Here is a 15,575-nt window from a genome sequence, read left to right as displayed (position 1 = left end):
AATCGCATTAGAAGATAAAGATTTAACATACTACATATATAAGGAAAACAATGTGTAGGGTGTGAGAGTGATGGAAAAATCAATTTATCTCCGAATGCGCCATCGCGTACTAGTACAACCCAATGCAACAATTAAAATAGGACAAATCGTACAGATTAGTGCGGAAGAAAAGGTTGCACAGGAAATTAAGAATATCGTCATTCATCAAGTGAGTAAAAAAGACAAAAACATTGTTGTTATTGATGTAATGAAGGTAATCGATCAAATCAGAAGACAATTCCCTCAAATTGACGTTCAGACGGTAGGACCTGCACAAACAATCATTGAAATTGCCATAAAGAAAAGAAGGTTTACACCTGCACTATTTGTGGCCGTTTGGTTTTTATTATTTGTAGGAGCTGCACTTACCATGATGAATTTCCATGAAGATGTATCGATGAGGGAGGTTCATATTCGCATCTATACGATGATTACTGGTGATGAGGTTATAAAACCATTGCTTTTCCAAATTCCGTATTCAATAGGTTTAGGTCTAGGGATGATTTTATTTTTTAATCACTTCTTCCGCAAACGTCTTAACGAGGAACCAAGTCCACTTGAAGTAGAAATGTTTAATTACCAACAGGATTTAGATAATTATCTCATTATTACAGAAAATAAAGAAAGCATGAAACACATCGATGACAATTAAGGTCCTTCTTATTATTTTTCTCGGATTAGGAAGTGGACTAGCGGTTGGTGGAGGTTTTGTTGCTTTTTTGGCAGTATTAGGGATCATCCCAAGGCTAACACAATTAACGAAGACGATGAAATTCATTCGTTTTTATGAATGGGGAGTAGTGCTCGGTGCTGTATTTGGTAGCTGGTTTACTCTGAATGATCATATCTTTTATTTATGGGATTTAGTAGTACTTCCAGTGGGATTAGCGAGTGGGATCTTCGTTGGAATGTTGGCTGCTGCTCTTACTGAGGTACTGAATGTTTTTCCGATATTAGCTAAGAGAATTGGAATTGAAAATAAAATCGTAATATTGGTCATGGCGATTGTTTTCGGAAAAATTGTAGGGTCCTTGTTCCAATGGATTTACTATGTAAAATAACATATTCTTATTTTTACGACAGGAGTGAACATAAAGTGGCTACTAAGAAAAAGATTAAAGACGATTATAAAAATAGTATAAAAAAGTACCAGCCAAAGCCACGATATTTTATTAATTGTGTTAAAGCATTTCTTGTAGGTGGAGCGATATGCTGTGTCGGACAAGGAATCCAAAATTTCTATATGACGGTCTTTCACTTTTCAGAAAAAGATGTTGGAAATCCAACTGTGGCAACTCTTATTTTAATTTCTTCCTTGCTTACTGGCTTAGGTCTATACGATAAACTTGGTCAGTTTGCAGGAGCGGGGTCTGCAGTTCCTGTAACAGGATTTGCCAATTCGATGACGAGTGCCGCAATGGAATATAAAAGTGAAGGTATCGTATTGGGGATCGCTACAAATATGTTTAAGTTAGCAGGTAGTGTTATCGTATTTGGAGCAGTTTCTGCGTATATTGTGGGGATCATTCGATACTTCTTTAAACTCACAATTTCTTGAATGATTGCAAGGAGTGGACTTTAATGAGGCTAGTTGGAAAACAAACATGGGTATATAAAAATCAAATCTATTTGAATTCAACGGGTACGGCGGTTGGACCAAAAGAAAGTCAAGGTCCTTTAGGCACTAGTTTTGATATAAAGTATGATGATTTGCATTGTGGTGAAGATTCCTGGGAATTAGCAGAAAGAAGACTAATGGTTGAATCTGTTGAATCTTGTCTGCAAAAAGTGAACTTAACGAATGACGATATTGATTTCTTTTTAGCAGGTGATTTGTTAAATCAAAACGTGACGACAAACTATACCGCGAGACACCACCAAATACCTCTAATCTGTATGTTTGGTGCTTGTTCAACTTCAATGGAGACATTGGCTGTTGGATCAGCATTAGTTGATGCCGGGTTTGCAAACCGTATATTAGCATCTACTAGCAGTCATAACGCAACAGCAGAGAGGCAATTCCGATATCCAACCGAATATGGTGGGCAAAAGCCTGATTCTGCAACATTTACAGCTACCGGTGGGGGAACTGCTCTTGTAAGTAAAGAGAAAGGTCCAATCCGTATTACATCTGCAACGATTGGAAGGGTCATGGATTTAGGGATAACAAATCCATTTGATATGGGTTCTGCAATGGCACCAGCTGCTGCAGATACCATCACTCGACATTTTAAAGATTTAAATATCAATCAAGATGAATATGATTTGATTGTCACAGGTGACTTATCAGGTGTAGGAAGCCCTATTTTGAAGGAAATGGTAAAGGAAGAAGGCTATGATTTAGGCAATAAGTATAATGATTGTGGGCTTATGTTGTATCATTCAGACCAGGAAGTTTTTGCGGGTGGAAGTGGTTGTGCTTGTTCAGCAATCGTAACCTATGGACATATTGTGAAAGAATTAATTAGCGGAAATTTAAATAAAGTTTTCGTTGTCGCAACGGGTGCACTGCTAAGCCCAACCATGATACAGCAAAAAGAAACGATTCCTACAATCGCACATGGTGTTGTTTTGGAACGAGTACAGGGTGGTGAGTAAGAATGGAATATTTATACGCTTTTTTAGTCGGTGGAGCAATATGTATTGTTGGACAACTCTTACTTGATTTTGCAAAATTAACACCTGCTCATGTAATGAGTATTTTTGTCGTACTTGGGTCAATCTTAGATGGATTTGATTTATACGATAATCTAATTAGATTTGCAGGCGCTGGTGCAACTGTTCCAATTACTAGCTTTGGTCATTCCCTTTTACATGGTGCCATGCAAAGTGCAGAGGAGCATGGTTTTATCGGAATCGCCATGGGAATTTTTGAATTGACGTCTGCTGGTATATCCTCAGCAATATTGTTCTCTTTCTTAGTTGCACTGATCTTCAGAGCGAAAGGATAGCATATATGGAAGAAACTAGAAGAAAAGTAATTCTAGTAACAGATGGTGATGAATATGCACAAAAAACATTAGAATATATTGCAAAAGAGGTGGGAGGACGGTGTATTTCGAAATCGCAAGGAAACCCAACCACCTTAACGGGAAATGAAATGGTGGAATACATCCTTCAATCCTCCCATGACCCAGTTTTTGTGATGTTTGATGATAGTGGTTATTTGGGTGAAGGGGCTGGCGAACATGCATTAAAGTTTGTCGCAACGCATCCGAAAATTGAGGTGTTAGGCATTATTGCAGTGGCATCGAAAACTCATCAAACAGAATGGGCAAAAGTTGATATTAGTATTGACCGGGACGGCAATCTAACGGAATACGGTGTTGATAAGAGTGGGCTAACTGAATTTGACATTGGTCGAATAAACGGAGATACCGTTTATTGTTTAGACGAACTGGATGTTCCAATAATTGTGGGTATTGGAGATATTGGAAAAATGGCACGTAAGGATGATATAAAAATGGGTGCCCCTATTACAAGAAAAGCAGTGGATCTAATACTCGAAAGGAGTGGTTACGATCGGAAAGGAAACACAAACAACTAATACTCCAATCTCTCCTGATATTGTAAAAAATGATAACTTTTTTAAAACACATATAGGTATGGGTACGGGAAGCTTTGATATCGGAGTAAGAAAGATAAAAATTTTAAAGAAAGATGTTCATCTCTATTATCTAAATGGACTTTGCGATACCAATTTTATTGTTCAACTTTTAAAGGAACTAGTCAATGTCAATGATAAAGAAACGAACGTAAATCAGGCATTTCAAGTAATTGAAAACCGGCTTGTACATCAACAGGTAAGTACAATTAAGAATTTAGATGAGGGAGTAGATCAATTACTTTCAGGGCTCATCCTAATTTTAGTCGAAGGAGAAGATTCAGGATTAGCCGTAGATGTGAGAAGCTATCCAGGAAGAACACCACAGGAGCCCGATACTGAAAAAGTAATTCGCGGTTCACGGGATGGCTATGTGGAAAACATTATTGTCAATTGTGCTTTAACGAGAAGAAGGATAAGAGATGAAAGACTTCGCCATGAAATTATGCAAGTTGGAGAAAGATCGAAAACGGATATATGTATCTCTTATATTAAAGATGTAGCGGACCCAGATTTAGTGGACATTATTCGAAAAGAACTAAAGAGCATTAACGTCGATGGATTAACAATGGCAGATAAGACGATTGAAGAATTCATCGTAAATCAAGGTTTTAATCCATATCCATTAGTTCGATATACGGAACGTCCAGATGTAGCGGCAACTCACTTACTTGAAGGACATGTTGTGATTATGGTTGACACATCTCCAAGTGTCATTATTACTCCAACCACAATGTTTCATCATGTTCAGCATGCTGAGGAATATCGTCAAGCACCTGCCGTTGGTACACTGTTAAGGTGGACAAGATTTATTGGAATTTTAGCATCAATCTTTCTTTTACCGCTTTGGTTTTTATTAGTATTAGAACCTGATATGATTCCAAAAGCTATTGATTATATTGGTCCAAATGAGAAATCAAATATACCGATTGTTGTTCAAATATTTCTCGCTGATATGGGAATTGAATTCTTAAGAATGGCGGCCATACATACGCCAACCCCATTATCAACAGCAATGGGTTTAATTGCAGCAGCATTAATTGGTCAAATTGCAATTGATGTTGGCTTGTTTGTTCCAGAGGTAATTCTATATGTAGCGATTGCTGCCATTGGAACATTTGCAACACCAAGCTATGAATTAAGTGCTGCAAATAAGATAGCAAGATTGTTCCTATTGATACTCGTGGCCATTTTTAAAACACCTGGTTTTGTCATAGGTTGTACAATCTATGTCTTGTTCCTTGCTAATATTCGTTCTCTTAACACACCTTATTTATGGCCATTTTTGCCATTTAATGCGAAAGCTTTGTTACAAATCTTCATTCGAACATCAGTTCCTGGGGCTAAACTAAGACCAAGCATTGTACATCCTCAAAAACCTTTCAAACAATAGTTGCACCATACTATACGTTGTGTTAATCTATTTTTCATATAGCACAGCGTTAAAGAAGGATAGACAGCTGAGACTATATCAGCTGTCTTTTCTTCTTTAATGATGGTGTGGCACGAAAGTGTGCTTAACGAAAATGGCTCTGATGAGTACTTTACAGAAACGAGGGGAATTAGATGTATCTACACGGAACAAGCAAGGTAAATGATAAAAACCACTTAGAAATTGGTGGGGTTGACACAGTAGAACTAGCAAAACAATACGGAACACCTTTATATGTGTATGACGTGGCACTTATCAGAGAACGCGCAAGAGGTTTTTTTGAAACATTTAACCAATTAGGTATTCCGGCACAGGTTGCGTATGCAAGTAAAGCCTTTTCAACAATTGCAATGTTTCAACTAGCTGAAGAAGAAGGGCTTTCCCTAGATGTCGTTTCTGGCGGAGAATTATTTACTGCGTTACAAGCAGGATTCCCAGTAGAAAGAATCCACTTCCACGGGAATAATAAAAGCTATGAAGAAATAGATATGGCGATAAAAAATAAGATTGGTTGTATTGTTGTTGACAACTATTATGAACTTTCATTATTAGAACAGGTTTGTATCGAAAATAAGACAACGGTCAAGATTTTATTACGTGTAACGCCTGGAGTGGAAGCACACACCCATGATTATATTACTACTGGTCAAGATGATTCAAAATTTGGATTTGGGCTAGAAAATGGACAGGCAGACAAAGCTGTGGAGTTGGCTGTTCAGTCAGAATCTATAAACTTATTGGGAATTCATTCTCATATTGGTTCACAGATTTTCGAGACAACAGGGTTCTTGGTTGCTGCAGGCAAAATGTTTGGTAAACTCAAGGAATGGAAGGATCGTTTCGGTTTTACACCTAAAGTATTAAATCTAGGCGGCGGCTTTGGTATTCGCTACACTGAAGAAGACAAACCACTACCACCTTCACAGTATGTAGAAGCAATCATTGGAGAAGTTAAGAAACATGCAGATGACCTTTCCATTGATATACCTGAAATTTGGATTGAGCCAGGTAGATCAATTGTAGGGGACGCAGGGACAACCATCTATTCTGTAGGCTCTCGAAAAGAAGTTCCAAATATCCGACAATACCTTGCTGTTGACGGAGGCATGACAGATAATATTAGACCTGCATTATATCAGGCTAAATATGAGGCTGTTTTAGCTAATCGTGTACAGGATCCGGTAGAGGAAACTGTATCAATTGCTGGAAAATGCTGTGAGTCTGGGGATATGCTAATTTGGGATTTACCATTACCAAAAGCAAGTTCAGATGATATGTTAGCGGTGTTCTGTACTGGTGCATACGGATACGCTATGGCTAATAATTATAACCGTATTCCAAGACCTGCAGTTGTGTTTGTAGAGAATGGAGAAGCACAGTTAGTGGTTCAACGTGAAAGCTATGAGGATCTTGTAAGATTAGACATTCCATTAAAATCAAAAGTAGTTGAATAAATAGAGTGCAAAAACCCACGATTATTCGTGGGTTTTTGTTTTAGCCAACTATTTAAACAGACCTTTTATAGCGTCTATCAGGTTGACAAAGAATTCTTTCAGCTTATCAAGAAAACTTTGCCCTTCTTCAGACTCAAGAAAATTTGTTAACTTTTCCTTGGCTAGATTTAGTTGTTCTCCAACTTGATTCCAGTCAATATTAAGTTCCAATAATTTATTGAACAATTCCATTAACCTAGTTATGTCAGCATCAGTTAGTGTGATTCCTAAGTCATTGGCAGCATTAACGATAATAGTCCTAAGTTCCTCATCATTTTTGGGAGCATTTTTTGCTATTTCATCTTTTATTTTAGCCATTAATGCCGCAGCATCTTCGGCCCCAATTTTTTCACTTAATTTAGTTGTTTCTACCATCTCTTCATTTGCAATCTGCTTCACTTCTTCAGGAATAGCTTTATCTGATGATACTTCATAGGCTTTTATAATTCCAGTAAGTGCAGCGGTTCCAGAAACATTACCAGGTCCGGTTACAAAGATTTTTGCATCTTTTACACCAGCTGTAATTAAAGCATTTGCATACATTTCCTCTGTAATTAAGGTGATATGTTCCGTTATCGTTACATCTAATCCAGACCCTTTTTCTCCAATGGTGATTGAAGCAGAGGATAAGGCCTTGTTCCCAATTCTAGCCTTTGGAATGTATTGTCCAAGGTATTGGTGTTCTTCTTCATTTGTAACAACCACAATTTGTGGATTCTCAGGTGCGTTCATTTCGTTTAAAATCGTTTCTTTTTGAGTTTCTGTTAAGTCTTGACCAAGTGTAATAATCACATCTCCAGGTGCTGCGTCTGCGAAGCTTAGTGATGGAAAGATGAGTGAAAATACAAGTAACAATGAGAGTATAAGTTTATTTTTCAAACTAGTTTCCTCCTTTATTTTTCGAAAAACAAGGTATCCATCGTACATATTATACATTATTCTTTACAAGAAACATCTTTTTGACTGTATTTAGGAAAAACTCCCCCCTTCGTATTGGATTATTACAACCATTTATAGTAAAATGAACTCGTTCAATACATATGGACGAAAGAAAATGAGCGGAGGTTTCAAATGAAAAAAGCAAGCATTGAATTCGAAAATGGAGAAAAAATCGTAATTGAGTTATATGCAAATGAAGCACCTGGAACTGTAGAAAATTTTGAAAAACTTGCTAATGAAGGTTTCTATAATGGACTTACATTTCACCGTGTAATCCCAGGCTTCGTTGCACAAGGTGGTTGCCCACGTGGAAACGGAACTGGTGGACCAGGTTATTCTATAAAGTGTGAAACGGAAGGAAATCCACATAAGCATGTGGCTGGAGCGTTATCAATGGCGCACGCTGGAAAAGACACTGGTGGAAGCCAATTTTTCATCGTACATGAGCCACAACCGCATTTAGATGGAGTACATACTGTATTCGGTCAGGTGATTGAAGGATTAGAGTCTGTTTACCGCATTAAACAAGGCGATGTTATGAAAGAAGTTAAAGTTTGGGAAGAATAATAGTTGATTTTAGACACAACAGGTGATTCTTGTTGTGTCTTTTTCTTTTATTGTCCTATAATAATTCTTGAGGTGAAACTAGATGGGAAAAGGAAGATGGACAGTATTTTTTGTTCTGCTATTATTATCTTTGGCATGGGGAGTCATTTATTGGTTGTTTATTGTCTAATTTGAATGCAGAAGTGTAAAATTCGACAAAATAATATTACTTTATGTTATACTGTTTTAAATCGCTATAATAATTATAATTAAATATTTCCTTCGGGGTTAGGTGAAATTCCTTACCGACGGTGATGAACAATTTGTTCTAAGCCCGTGACCCATTTTAATGCCATATATAATGTAGGTAGGCACTTTTGCCATAAAAACTCAAAGTTTTGGTTTTTTATTTAAAATGGTGGACTTGGTGAGAATCCAAGGCCGACAGTTAAAGTCTGGATGGGAGAAGGATGTTAGGTACGTACAGGTATGTGAAAAAATTTGCTCAATATACCCTTATTTGAGTTGGGCAAAAATACATATTGTGTTACTTGATTACATCTACCAGACCCCGGATTGTTTTCCGAGGTCTTTTTTATTTTAGTAACTAAGATAGAAACTCCCTAATAAGTAAAAGATAAAAGAAAGGAGCGTAGTTTAAAATGAGAGATCAGGATTATATGAATTTAGCGATAAATATTGCAAAAGCAGGGGTCGGTCAAACTACTCCAAACCCTGTTGTGGGTGCAGTTATTGTAAATGACGGACGTGTTGTAGGAATCGGAGCACACCTGAAAGCGGGAGAACCCCATGCAGAAGTGCATGCCGTTAGGATGGCAGGCGAAAAGGCACAAAATGCAACTGCCTATGTCACGTTGGAGCCATGCAGTCACCATGGAAAAACCCCACCTTGTGCGGATTTGTTAATAACAAGTAAGGTGAAAAGAGTTGTAGTTGCAACCACTGACCCTAATCCACTCGTTGCTGGAAAAGGCATGGCCAAACTAAAAGCAGCAGGGATTGAAGTCGAGGTTGGGGTATGTAAGGAACAAGCTGATGCATTAAACGCGGTCTTTTTTCACTATTTAGATAAAAAACGACCCTACGTAACGCTAAAATCGGCTACCACTCTTGATGGAAAAATAGCGACCGTTACTGGTGAGAGCAAATGGATAACTGGTGAGGCTGCAAGACAAGACGTTCATTTATATCGTAGTATACATGATGCCATTCTTGTTGGTGTTAACACGGTACTTATGGACAACCCAAGCTTAACAACACGACTTCCAAATGGTACAGGGAAAAATCCTATTCGTGTTATTTTGGATTCAAAATTACGTACACCAATGGATTCGCAAATTGTAAATGACGGCAAAGCAGAGACATGGATTATTGTTTCTAATCAAGTTAACCAGGAGAAAATGAACGAGTTCTCCGGAAAAAAAGGCGTTCGAATTATTCAATTACAAGAGGATAATTTATCTATCAGCACGATGTTAACACGGTTAGGTGAAGAAGGCATCTCCTCTATTTTTGTGGAAGGTGGAGCTGAAGTGAACGGCAGCTTCTTAAAGGAAAAAGCAATTAACCAAGTTATCGTATACCTAGCACCTAAACTATTTGGTGGCAAGCAAGCACCCACTGCGATTGGTGGCTCTGGAATTGAATCGATTGATGATTCATTACAATTAACAATAAAATCGGTAGAACAGCTTGGAGAAGATGTGAAAATCATAGCCGAACCGGTATTGTAGGTGAAAAAATGTTTACAGGAATTGTAGAAGAAATCGGGAAAATTAAGGCGATAAATGGATCACAGGATTCGGTTGAAATGGTCATTAAAGCTAGAAAAATTCTTGATGATGTGAATCTTGGAGATAGTATTTCTGTTAATGGTGTTTGTCTAACGGTGACCGAATTTACATCAGATGGATTCACAGTTGATGTGATGCCAGAAACGGTTAAATCAACCTCGTTACGTGATTTACAACGGAATGATGATGTCAACCTCGAAAGAGCAATGTCTGCAAATGGGCGTTTTGGAGGACATATCGTTTCAGGACATGTGGATGGTATCGGAAAAATTGTTCGAAAAGAACCCAAAGGGAATGCAGTGTATTATGAAATCGAAATCCCTGAAGAACTTATCCAGTTCATGATTTATAAAGGGTCAGTAACAGTTGATGGAACGAGTTTAACGATCTTTGGGCTGACGAAAAATACATTTACTCTATCACTAATTCCTCATACGCTAACAGAAACAATTTTGCGAAAAAAAGGAGTAGGAGACATTGTAAACATCGAGTGTGACATGCTTGGCAAATATGTCAGTCAGTTTATGCGAAGGTCTTTTGGAAATGAAAAATCAACTGAATCAAGGATTACAGCGAGTTTTTTAGAAGAAAATGGTTTTAAATAAAAATAAAGGGGGGACTACAATGTTTGATCCAATTGAAGAGGCACTTGAAGAACTAAAGCAAGGAAAAGTAATCATTGTATGTGATGATGAAGATCGTGAAAATGAAGGAGACTTTATCGCGATTGCTGATAAAGCAACTCCAGAGGTCATTAATTTTATGATCACACATGGACGTGGACTCGTTTGTACTCCTATTACAAAGTCTCTAGCGAAAAAACTAAATCTTGAGCCAATGGTGACTCATAATACGGATCCACATGGAACTGCTTTTACAGTAAGTATCGACCATAAAACAACTACAACTGGTATTAGTGCAATAGAACGTTCAACAACAATAATGGAGTTGCTTAATCCGGAATCAAAAGCATCCGACTTCAAAAGACCTGGTCACGTCTTTCCTTTGATTGCTAAAGAAGGTGGAGTTCTTCGAAGAGCCGGTCATACCGAAGCAGCTGTTGACTTAGCCGCGCTTGCAGGAGCAGAGCCTGCAGGAGTAATTTGTGAAATTGTCAAAGAAGACGGAACAATGGCTAGAGTTCCTGATTTACGGAAGATTGCCGATGAATTTAACTTAAAAATGATTACGATTGAAGACTTAATTCGATATCGAAATCAAAAAGAAAAATTGGTTAAAAGAGAAATTGAAGTAACCCTACCAACAGAATATGGAGATTTTAAAGCGATTGGATATACTAGTCTTATTGATAATAAGGAACATGTTGCCCTTATTAAAGGTGAGATCAGTGAAACAGAACCAATGTTAGTTAGAGTACACTCAGAATGCTTAGCTGGGGATGTATTCGGTTCGAAGCAATGCACATGTGGACCACAGCTTTATGCTGCATTAAGGCAAATCGAGCAAGCGGGCTCGGGAATCCTCTTATATATGCGTCAAGAAGGTAGAGGACCTGGTTTAATTAATAAAATGCGTGCCTATAAACTCCAAGAAGAAGGGCATAACTCTGCTGAAATCACTAAAAAACTTGGGGGATTACCGGAATTAAGGGATTATGGGATTGGTGCTCAAATCCTTAAAGACCTAGGCATTAAGAAAATGAAGCTATTAACGAATAACCCAAGAAAAATTGCTGGCCTTGAGGGATATAATTTAGAGATAGTAGATCGTGTTCCCATTGATGGAGCAAAAGGAACTGAAAATGTAGGGCATATACTTCATTTTTAAAAAAATAGAACAAATAACTTATAACATAGGAGGATTATAATGAATAAAATTTATGAAGGACATTTAGTTGGTACAGGTTTAAGAGTAGGGATCGTAGTTGCACGTTTTAATGAATTTATAACAGCAAAGCTACTAAGCGGTTCACTTGATGCACTTAAAAGACATGGTGTTGCAGATGAAGATGTTGAAATTGCATGGGTTCCAGGAGCGTTTGAACTTCCGCTAATTGCTAAAAAAATGGCTGAATCAAACAAATATGATGCAGTTATTGCGTTAGGAACTGTTATTAGAGGTTCAACTTCTCACTATGATTATGTTTGTAACGAAGTCGCAAAAGGACTGGCTGCAACTGCCCTATCGACTGGAAAACCTGTTATGTTTGGTGTTTTAACAACAGATACAATTGAACAAGCGATCGAAAGAGCAGGAACAAAAGCAGGAAATAAAGGATGGGATTCTGCGGTAACAGCGATTGAAATGGCGAATCTATCCCGTTCTTTTGAATAATAAATAAGTTTTTGTATAAAATTATAAGATTTTGGTAATAATTTAAATTTAAGGGTATTCCAAAAAGACTATGGAAAAAAAGAATAGAAAATGGTACTCTTAATTAATGTAATGAGGTTAGTCCAAAAGTAGTAGAATGTTTGAAAAATATACTACTCGGAAAGTTTTTCGATAATGAGGGATTTATATGTTAATTCGTTATAAAAAGAATTATGAGAAAATCGCAATGGGGCTTCTTTCATTTATGCCGACTGAAAAGGACTTAAAGAACCTGCAAGCAACGATGAAGCAATATGATGAAGACGATACTCAGCAGTTATTCTTATGGAAAGAAGAAGATATTGTAGGAATTATCGGAACAACAATCCATGACGGGAATCTTGTAGAAATTCAACATATCTGTGTCAATCCATCCCATCGATACCAAGGCATTGGGAAAAAGATGGTGAAGGCACTTAAAGAGCATTTTCCAGAACGTGAGTTACGACCAAATGAACATACCGCAGCCTTTTTTGAGAAATGTGATTTCTCGGAGAATGAAAAATGCGAGGAAGGACAGTCTTAAGACTGTCCTTCTTATTTTTCGTTCCTTAACTTTTGCTTTATAAGAAATTGTTTTTGTCGTTCAGCAATGACATCACTTCTGTCACGTAATTTGTGTTTATCAATTAATCCTTTATTAGATAAGTCACTTGGAGCTCCCCAAGGTTGCCCAATTTGTAGAGCTTGGGAAACACATGTTTCTAATAGTACTTGATCATTAATTGGTAAGTTAATACTGTCATAGGGTACGCCGTTTCCAATATCATGATATTTCTTTTGTAATATTTCAATTAACTTATCAACCTGTAGGCCTAACTGAGCTAAGTCAGTTTTTTTGGCCTTACATATCATTAATGCACTTTTCATCATTCGTAAAGCACCTGCATGATTTCCACGCCGGTGATGATAAAGGGAAACTGCAATTTGAATTAAACCGACCCAATATTGCTTTCTTTCTGCAACAGGGTCTTCTTTCCAATGATCTTCTAATATTTCATGGCATTCAAAATAGTCCCGGCCACAATGGAAGTGAATTAGATATTCAATATAAGCTTGAGGGTACAAGTGGCTTAACACACTCCTTTAACAATATGTATATGTAGTTTATCATATTTTCATATCCGTAACATGGAATAAACAAGGTGTTCAGCAAAATGCCGAACACCTTATTGTTAATTTTTTGTTTATCTTAGAACCAAGCTGCACCAACAATAATTAAAAGAATAAACAATACTACGATTAAGGCAAATCCGCCTCCGAAGTTATATCCGTCACCCATTTAAAATACCTCCTTAATTTTCTTGGTTACACAGTTATAGTATGACTTTTAGTCCTTCATGTGTGGGCGATTGTCCGTATCGACATCATTTTTTTTTGAAAACACTTGGGACAAATATCCAAAAACCTGATATGGCTTGAATGCAAATTATGTTCTATACTAATTATTGTGTTAAAATTAACTATATGAAATTGCGATGAAGGGTATTTTTGGTGAGATGAGCGAGGAATTACATTACAGCGTAAAAATTGACTCTTTTGAAGGTCCATTAGACCTTCTTTTACATTTAATCAATCGATTAGAAATTGATATTTATGATATACCAGTAGCGGAAATTACTGAACAATACTTAATTTATATACATGCTATGAAAGTATTACAATTAGATATAGCAAGCGAATATCTTGTCATGGCTGCTACGCTTTTAGCGATTAAAAGCAAAATGCTACTTCCAAAGCAGGAAGAAGAGCTTATTGACGAAAATTCCGAATTTGAATTTGAAGAAGACCCACGAGAAGACTTAATGAATCGCTTGATTGAATACCGTAAATATAAAAATGCTGCCGATGATCTAAAACATCTAGAAGAAGAACGGTCACAGTTATTTACGAAACCTCCGAGTGATTTAAGTGAATTTACAAAGGATGTTACAATCGATCATTCATTAGATGTCAATATCTATGACATGCTTGGAGCCTTTCAAAAGCTAATGCGCCGTAAAAAATTGCAGAGACCATTAGCGACAAGAATCACAAGACAAGAAATACCCATTGAGAAAAGGATGGAAGAGATTATTCATGAATTAAAAGGGTATCGTGGAAAAAAGAAATTCACAGAGCTTTTTCCATACCATGATAAAAACCATATGGTTGTCACATTCCTTGCGCTTCTTGAATTAATGAAAAAGAATGCTGTGTTAATTGAACAACAGAACAATTTTTCAGAGATTTATATATCGAGTTTGGAAAGGGATTTTATGTAATGAAATTAATAGATTGGAAAGCCGTTATCGAAGGGCTTCTTTTTGCTGCTGGTGATGAGGGTTTGACATTAAAACAAATGGCACTTGTTTTAGAGATTAATGAGAGTACGGCTTTAGATATCATAAATGAGTTAATAAATGATTATAAGCAAGCTCACAGAGGTATTAATCTAGTTGAAGTAGCTGGAACCTACCAACTCACAACAAAAAAGGAACATGCCGTTTATCTGAAAAAACTAGTAGAATCACCTTCATCCTCTTCATTATCACAGGCTGCCTTAGAGACACTAGCAATTATTGCGTATCGTCAGCCGATTACACGTGCAGAGGTCGAAGAAATCCGTGGAGTGAAGACAGAAAGGCCGATTCAAACCTTAATAGCAAAGGCATTGATCAAAGAAGTTGGCCGTGTTGAAGGGACAGGAAGAGCTATTTTATATGGCACAACGAAGGAGTTTTTAGAGTATTTCGGTTTAAAAACATTAAAAGAATTACCTCCACTTCCTGAAAAAGTAGATGAAGAATATGTACAAGAGGAAGCAGACCTGTTTTTTGAAAGGTTTCAAGAAACGATAGAAGATTCAAATTAATTCACCTTAGATAAGTTAACTATGGTAATATGAAGATATATCTAAATGGAAAATGATGGCTGATGAGGTGAAATTGTGTTAATTAAAAAATGTAGTGGATTTGAGCTTGAGAAAACGTTAAAAAATACTTTTGAAGATTTCTTTAATCAATCTGAGGTCACATTTGTTGAAGATGGAGAAGAAAAAACTTTACAAGTCCTTTATTTACGTTATTTTGATGAACAATTTACATCATTTACTCCTTTTACTGAAGACCCGGTTTTTACAATTGATTCGAATGAAGTATATTTCAAAGATCTCGTAGCATTAGTATGTTTACTTAAGAATCCTGGGTACCGTCATCGTAAACGGGTATATCTCAATGAACAAAAACAATTTGAAGAGCATTTTAAAGATATACAATTTGAGAGATTGAAAGAAATTTTCACGCATCTCCATCATAAAAACAGCTATGAAATAAAATCACCACTGGAATTTATTCAACCATAACAACGAACCCCAATTGCAAGTCTTTTAAGCA

The 15,575-nt window shown here is 36.8% G+C and carries 20 protein-coding genes and 1 riboswitch; of the genes, 17 read left to right on the top strand and 3 right to left on the bottom strand.

Annotated features, from left to right (window positions below; translation table 11 throughout):
• Positions 1-70 precede the first annotated feature (70 nt).
• From CKJ95_RS02105 to lysA, 8 genes are all read left to right on the top strand, one after another.
• Positions 71-691 carry a stage V sporulation protein AA gene (locus CKJ95_RS02105; RefSeq protein WP_099351762.1) on the top strand — a complete coding sequence of 207 codons (621 nt, stop codon included), beginning with the start codon at positions 71-73 and terminating at the stop codon, positions 689-691.
• On the top strand, positions 681-1,100 hold the full coding sequence (locus CKJ95_RS02100) for a stage V sporulation protein AB (RefSeq protein WP_099351761.1): 420 nt from the start codon (positions 681-683) through the stop codon (positions 1,098-1,100). Before CKJ95_RS02105 ends, CKJ95_RS02100 begins: the two co-directional genes overlap by 11 nt.
• A gap of 35 nt (positions 1,101-1,135) precedes the next feature.
• On the top strand, positions 1,136-1,597 hold the full coding sequence (gene spoVAC / locus CKJ95_RS02095) for a stage V sporulation protein AC (protein ID WP_099351760.1): 462 nt from the start codon (positions 1,136-1,138) through the stop codon (positions 1,595-1,597).
• A gap of 23 nt (positions 1,598-1,620) precedes the next feature.
• A complete protein-coding gene (spoVAD, locus tag CKJ95_RS02090) occupies positions 1,621-2,637 on the top strand; it encodes a stage V sporulation protein AD (protein ID WP_099351759.1) in 1,017 nt (338 codons plus the stop codon).
• Positions 2,638-2,639: 2 nt separating this feature from the next.
• Positions 2,640-2,990, top strand: coding sequence for a stage V sporulation protein AE (spoVAE, locus tag CKJ95_RS02085; RefSeq protein WP_099351758.1), 351 nt, complete (start codon positions 2,640-2,642; stop codon positions 2,988-2,990).
• A 5-nt stretch (positions 2,991-2,995) separates the two neighbouring features.
• On the top strand, positions 2,996-3,586 hold the full coding sequence (locus tag CKJ95_RS02080) for a stage V sporulation protein AE (RefSeq protein ID WP_099351757.1): 591 nt from the start codon (positions 2,996-2,998) through the stop codon (positions 3,584-3,586).
• A 58-nt stretch (positions 3,587-3,644) separates the two neighbouring features.
• Positions 3,645-5,036 (top strand): spore germination protein, encoded by a 1,392-nt coding sequence (locus CKJ95_RS02075; RefSeq protein ID WP_099351878.1) that lies wholly within the window; start codon positions 3,645-3,647, stop codon positions 5,034-5,036.
• Positions 5,037-5,209: 173 nt separating this feature from the next.
• Complete coding sequence (gene lysA / locus CKJ95_RS02070; RefSeq protein ID WP_099351756.1) at positions 5,210-6,529, top strand: diaminopimelate decarboxylase; 1,320 nt, start codon at positions 5,210-5,212, stop codon at positions 6,527-6,529.
• 48 nt (positions 6,530-6,577) lie between these two features.
• Here lysA and CKJ95_RS02065 read toward each other — a convergent pair whose 3' ends face one another.
• Entirely contained in the window at positions 6,578-7,495 is a 918-nt protein-coding gene (locus CKJ95_RS02065) for a DUF1002 domain-containing protein (RefSeq protein WP_099351755.1), read from the bottom strand.
• Positions 7,496-7,639: 144 nt separating this feature from the next.
• Between CKJ95_RS02065 and CKJ95_RS02060 the strand changes: the two genes are divergently transcribed.
• The 6 genes from CKJ95_RS02060 to CKJ95_RS02035 all read left to right on the top strand — a co-directional run bounded on the left by CKJ95_RS02060 (position 7,640) and on the right by CKJ95_RS02035 (position 12,727).
• Positions 7,640-8,074 carry a peptidylprolyl isomerase gene (locus CKJ95_RS02060; protein WP_099351754.1) on the top strand — a complete coding sequence of 145 codons (435 nt, stop codon included), beginning with the start codon at positions 7,640-7,642 and terminating at the stop codon, positions 8,072-8,074.
• Positions 8,075-8,327: 253 nt separating this feature from the next.
• Positions 8,328-8,528, top strand: a riboswitch (FMN riboswitch).
• A 187-nt stretch (positions 8,529-8,715) separates the two neighbouring features.
• Entirely contained in the window at positions 8,716-9,807 is a 1,092-nt protein-coding gene (gene ribD, locus CKJ95_RS02055; RefSeq protein ID WP_099351753.1) for a bifunctional diaminohydroxyphosphoribosylaminopyrimidine deaminase/5-amino-6-(5-phosphoribosylamino)uracil reductase RibD, read from the top strand.
• Between the two features lie 8 nt (positions 9,808-9,815).
• The gene (ribE, locus tag CKJ95_RS02050) at positions 9,816-10,472 is read left to right on the top strand and encodes a riboflavin synthase (RefSeq protein WP_099351752.1); all 657 of its coding nucleotides are present in this window, start codon (positions 9,816-9,818) and stop codon (positions 10,470-10,472) included.
• 19 nt (positions 10,473-10,491) lie between these two features.
• A complete protein-coding gene (locus CKJ95_RS02045) occupies positions 10,492-11,655 on the top strand; it encodes a bifunctional 3,4-dihydroxy-2-butanone-4-phosphate synthase/GTP cyclohydrolase II (RefSeq protein ID WP_099351751.1) in 1,164 nt (387 codons plus the stop codon).
• Between the two features lie 39 nt (positions 11,656-11,694).
• Positions 11,695-12,162, top strand: coding sequence for a 6,7-dimethyl-8-ribityllumazine synthase (ribH, locus tag CKJ95_RS02040; RefSeq protein ID WP_099351750.1), 468 nt, complete (start codon positions 11,695-11,697; stop codon positions 12,160-12,162).
• A gap of 187 nt (positions 12,163-12,349) precedes the next feature.
• Positions 12,350-12,727 (top strand): GNAT family N-acetyltransferase, encoded by a 378-nt coding sequence (locus tag CKJ95_RS02035; RefSeq protein ID WP_099351749.1) that lies wholly within the window; start codon positions 12,350-12,352, stop codon positions 12,725-12,727.
• 11 nt (positions 12,728-12,738) lie between these two features.
• Here CKJ95_RS02035 and CKJ95_RS02030 read toward each other — a convergent pair whose 3' ends face one another.
• Positions 12,739-13,269 carry a DUF309 domain-containing protein gene (locus tag CKJ95_RS02030; RefSeq protein ID WP_099351748.1) on the bottom strand — a complete coding sequence of 177 codons (531 nt, stop codon included), beginning with the start codon at positions 13,267-13,269 and terminating at the stop codon, positions 12,739-12,741.
• Positions 13,270-13,393: 124 nt separating this feature from the next.
• A complete protein-coding gene (locus tag CKJ95_RS02025; RefSeq protein WP_077618657.1) occupies positions 13,394-13,483 on the bottom strand; it encodes a YjcZ family sporulation protein in 90 nt (29 codons plus the stop codon).
• 217 nt (positions 13,484-13,700) lie between these two features.
• On the opposite strand from CKJ95_RS02025, the gene CKJ95_RS02020 reads away from it, so the two are divergent.
• From CKJ95_RS02020 to CKJ95_RS02010, 3 genes are all read left to right on the top strand, one after another.
• Positions 13,701-14,465, top strand: a complete 765-nt coding sequence (locus CKJ95_RS02020) for a segregation/condensation protein A (RefSeq protein WP_099351877.1) — start codon at positions 13,701-13,703, stop codon at positions 14,463-14,465.
• A complete protein-coding gene (gene scpB, locus CKJ95_RS02015) occupies positions 14,465-15,055 on the top strand; it encodes an SMC-Scp complex subunit ScpB (RefSeq protein WP_099351747.1) in 591 nt (196 codons plus the stop codon). The genes CKJ95_RS02020 and scpB overlap by 1 nt, the downstream gene beginning before the upstream one ends.
• A 75-nt stretch (positions 15,056-15,130) precedes the next feature.
• Positions 15,131-15,544, top strand: coding sequence for a hypothetical protein (locus CKJ95_RS02010; RefSeq protein WP_099351746.1), 414 nt, complete (start codon positions 15,131-15,133; stop codon positions 15,542-15,544).
• Positions 15,545-15,575: the final 31 nt, after the last annotated feature.

This window comes from Fredinandcohnia onubensis, assembly GCF_002734285.1.
GTDB classification, from domain to species: Bacteria; Bacillota; Bacilli; order Bacillales; family Bacillaceae_L; genus Ferdinandcohnia; species Ferdinandcohnia onubensis_A.
The sequence above is the reverse complement of the archived record's forward strand: the minus strand, read 5'-3'. Positions and strand labels throughout refer to the sequence as shown.

Bases quoted from the DNA above. Each gene is read 5' to 3' on its own strand.
- CKJ95_RS02105 (WP_099351762.1), top strand. From the start codon at position 71: ATGGAAAAATCAATTTATCTCCGAATGCGCCATCGCGTACTAGTACAA.
- CKJ95_RS02100 (WP_099351761.1), top strand. From the start codon at position 681: ATGACAATTAAGGTCCTTCTTATTATTTTTCTCGGATTAGGAAGTGGA.
- spoVAD (WP_099351759.1), top strand. From the start codon at position 1,621: ATGAGGCTAGTTGGAAAACAAACATGGGTATATAAAAATCAAATCTAT.
- spoVAE (WP_099351758.1), top strand. From the start codon at position 2,640: ATGGAATATTTATACGCTTTTTTAGTCGGTGGAGCAATATGTATTGTT.
- CKJ95_RS02080 (WP_099351757.1), top strand. From the start codon at position 2,996: ATGGAAGAAACTAGAAGAAAAGTAATTCTAGTAACAGATGGTGATGAA.
- CKJ95_RS02075 (WP_099351878.1), top strand. From the start codon at position 3,645: ATGGGTACGGGAAGCTTTGATATCGGAGTAAGAAAGATAAAAATTTTA.
- lysA (WP_099351756.1), top strand. From the start codon at position 5,210: ATGTATCTACACGGAACAAGCAAGGTAAATGATAAAAACCACTTAGAA.
- CKJ95_RS02065 (WP_099351755.1), bottom strand. From the start codon at position 7,495: ATGTACGATGGATACCTTGTTTTTCGAAAAATAAAGGAGGAAACTAGT.
- CKJ95_RS02060 (WP_099351754.1), top strand. From the start codon at position 7,640: ATGAAAAAAGCAAGCATTGAATTCGAAAATGGAGAAAAAATCGTAATT.
- ribD (WP_099351753.1), top strand. From the start codon at position 8,716: ATGAGAGATCAGGATTATATGAATTTAGCGATAAATATTGCAAAAGCA.
- ribE (WP_099351752.1), top strand. From the start codon at position 9,816: ATGTTTACAGGAATTGTAGAAGAAATCGGGAAAATTAAGGCGATAAAT.
- CKJ95_RS02045 (WP_099351751.1), top strand. From the start codon at position 10,492: ATGTTTGATCCAATTGAAGAGGCACTTGAAGAACTAAAGCAAGGAAAA.
- ribH (WP_099351750.1), top strand. From the start codon at position 11,695: ATGAATAAAATTTATGAAGGACATTTAGTTGGTACAGGTTTAAGAGTA.
- CKJ95_RS02035 (WP_099351749.1), top strand. From the start codon at position 12,350: ATGTTAATTCGTTATAAAAAGAATTATGAGAAAATCGCAATGGGGCTT.
- CKJ95_RS02025 (WP_077618657.1), bottom strand. From the start codon at position 13,483: ATGGGTGACGGATATAACTTCGGAGGCGGATTTGCCTTAATCGTAGTA.
- CKJ95_RS02020 (WP_099351877.1), top strand. From the start codon at position 13,701: ATGAGCGAGGAATTACATTACAGCGTAAAAATTGACTCTTTTGAAGGT.
- scpB (WP_099351747.1), top strand. From the start codon at position 14,465: ATGAAATTAATAGATTGGAAAGCCGTTATCGAAGGGCTTCTTTTTGCT.